The organism is Lentzea indica, assembly GCF_012184385.1.
GTDB lineage: Bacteria > Actinomycetota > Actinomycetes > Mycobacteriales > Pseudonocardiaceae > Lentzea > Lentzea indica.
In genome coordinates this window covers 1-2,606 of sequence record NZ_VSRL01000480.1, presented here as the reverse complement: position 1 = coordinate 2,606, position 2,606 = coordinate 1, and the positions used below count along the sequence as shown (strand labels likewise).

Sequence of the window (2,606 nt, the reverse complement as noted above, 5' to 3'; positions counted from 1 at the left end):
TGCCGCCACTGCTGGACCGGCTGCGCGCGCTGGCCGCCCGGCTCTCGCCCGGCACCACCGTCGCGTCGCTGGAGCACCGGCTCGACCTGGCGGGCAACCCGGCCAGGTGGACCCCTGAACGGGTGATGGCCTTCAAGGGCATCGGCCTGCTGGCGCTGGCGCCGATCGGTGTCCTGTACGGGCTCGGGTCCGCGCTGACCGTGGTCGGCTACGCCCTGATCGGCGCCGCGGTCGGCTTCTTCCTGCCTGACCTGCTGGTCCACAACGCGGCGACCAAGCGCCAGGCACTCATGGGCAAGGAGCTCGCGGACGTGCTGGACATGCTCACGGTCTGCGTGGAGGCCGGGCTGGGCTTCGACGCGGCGGTGTCCCAGGTCGCCCGCAACACCTCCGGTCCGCTGTCGGTGGAGTTCTCCCGCATGTTGCAGGAGATGCAGCTGGGCAAGTCCAGGGTGGAGGCGCTGCGCGCCTTGTCCGGCCGCACCACCGTCAGCGCGGTGAACGCGTTCGCCTCGTCGCTGATCCAGGCGTCCGAACTGGGCATCCCGACCGCACGGGTGCTGCACGAACAAGCCGTCGAGATCCGGGTCAAGCGGCGTCAGGCGGCCGAGGAGAAGGCGCAGAAGGTGCCGGTGAAGATCCTGTTTCCGCTGCTCCTGTGCATCTTCCCGGCGTTGTTCATCATCATCATCGGACCCGCGGGCATCGAGATCTACGAGAGCTTCACCAACGGGTGACCGCAGCGCACAGCAACCGAACGGCAACCGTCCGACACCCGATCTGACACCAGACGTGCCGCTTCATGGAGGCACAAAGTTGTCGGCGGGAAGCAGAGGACGTCATGGCGATTCGACTGGTGGTCGTGGACGGTCAGCCCCTCGCCCGCTTCGGGCTCACCCGGCTGCTCGAGGCCGAGGCGGACATCGAGATCGTGGGTGAGGCCACCACTGCGGCCGAGGCCCTCGGCCTGATCGCCACCACGAAGCCGGACGTGGTGACCGTCGACGTGACACTTCCCGACGGCAACGGGCTGACGCTCGCCCGCGACCTGCGGGACCGCTGGCAGGCGCTCGGCATCGTCGTGCTCACCTCCAACGGTGAGGACGACGTGCTGTTCCGCGCGATGGAGACCGGTGTGTCGGCGTTCGTGCCGAAGACCTCGACCTTGCTGGAGATCGTCAGCGCGATCAGGCACGCCGCCGTCGCCGCCTCGTCCTTCACCGCCACGGGACTCGCGGACGCGTTCACCCGGCTGCGGGCGTCGCGTGCGCGTTCGCCGCTGAGCCCGCGTGAAGCCGAGGTGCTGCGCCTGCTGCAGGACGGACTGTCCGTGCCAGGGGTGGCTCGGGCGCTGCACATGAGCACGTCGACGGCCAAGACCTACGTGGCGCGGCTCTACGAGAAGCTCGGCGCCTCCAGCCGGGCGCAGGCGTTGATGACGGCACTGGACCGCGGCCTGATCGGCCTGCGGAGTGCGTGACCACAGTGGACGGTCACCAGTTTGCGGTATTGAACGGCCTCACGCCGACAAGCCCGTGCCAGCATGGGATTCCCGGGCGGTTCCGGCAGGCGCGAGCAGAGTGACCGGAGGTGCCCCGTGGTCTCGAAGGTGCTGGTGATCGAGGACGATCAGGACATCCTCGGTCTGCTCGCGCGCCATCTTCGGGACATGGGGCACGAGGTCGTGCTGGCGCACACCGGAGAGCTGGGAGTCGACCTGGCGCGGGCCGACCCACCGGACGTGGTGGTCGTCGACATCGTGCTGCCGGGCAAGGACGGCCGGTGGGTGATTCGCGAATTGCGGGCCGATCCGCGCACCCGGCACTGCCAGGTCGTCGTCACCTCGATGCTCGACCCCGGTGACATCCGTGTCGACGACGTCGACGTAATGCTGCTCAAACCGTTCGATCGCGCCGCCGTGTGGGCGGCCCTTGGGAGCGTGTCATGACCGCCGTGCTCATCGCGGAGGACGACGCCGACATCCGTGATCTGCTGGTGTTCAAGCTGATGCAGGACGGTTTCGACGTCACGGCCGTCGGTGACGGCCCGTCGGCGCTCCACGCCGTCGCGGCGGAGCTTCCGGATCTCGTCATCCTCGACGTGATGATGCCCGGCATGTCCGGTCTCGACGTCTGCCAGAGACTGCGGTCGGAGCAGGCGACCAAGAACCTGCCGGTGATCCTCCTGACCGCTCGCGCACAGGAGGCTGACGTCGAGTCCGGCTTCGGTGTGGGTGCCGACGACTACGTGACGAAGCCGTTCAGTCCCCGCGAACTGCTCAGCCGGGTGCACGCCGTGCTGGCCAGGGTCGGCCCATGAGTTCGGTGAGCTTCGCCGTCGTGCTGGTGGGCGCGGTGTTGAGCCTGGTGCTGGGGTTGCTCATCACGGTGCACCACGTGGCATCGGCGCGCCGCCGCCAGCGCCGTGAGCAGGAGGCGCTGCGATTGCGGCCGCTGGTCTTCCGGCTGCTCGGCGATCCGGGGTGCTGCCGGAACTGGTCGCGCTGGGCTGATCTGTTCCAGCGCATCGGCGGGGTCGTCACGATCCTGATGGGACTGGTGTTCCTCGGGCTCGTTCCTGCGCTGCAGAAGGACGTGCGGTTCCAC

Annotated in this window: 4 protein-coding genes and 1 pseudogene; all 5 read left to right on the top strand. The window is 68.7% G+C overall.

The features are described 5' to 3' along the window. On the top strand, positions 1 to 737 hold a 737-nt coding region (locus FXN61_RS48685; protein WP_167980533.1), incomplete at its 5' end, for a type II secretion system F family protein. 104 nt (positions 738 to 841) lie between these two features. Beyond that, the gene (locus FXN61_RS48680) at positions 842 to 1,480 is read left to right on the top strand and encodes a response regulator transcription factor (RefSeq protein ID WP_167980532.1); all 639 of its coding nucleotides are present in this window, start codon (positions 842 to 844) and stop codon (positions 1,478 to 1,480) included. Between the two features lie 117 nt (positions 1,481 to 1,597). Next, entirely contained in the window at positions 1,598 to 1,948 is a 351-nt protein-coding gene (locus FXN61_RS48675; RefSeq protein WP_167980531.1) for a response regulator, read from the top strand. Beyond that, positions 1,945 to 2,319 (top strand): response regulator transcription factor, encoded by a 375-nt coding sequence (locus FXN61_RS48670; protein ID WP_167980530.1) that lies wholly within the window; start codon positions 1,945 to 1,947, stop codon positions 2,317 to 2,319. Before FXN61_RS48675 ends, FXN61_RS48670 begins: the two co-directional genes overlap by 4 nt. Further along, a pseudogene (locus tag FXN61_RS53985) lies at positions 2,316 to 2,606 on the top strand (hypothetical protein); the annotation flags it as partial. The gene FXN61_RS48670 and the pseudogene FXN61_RS53985, both read left to right, overlap by 4 nt.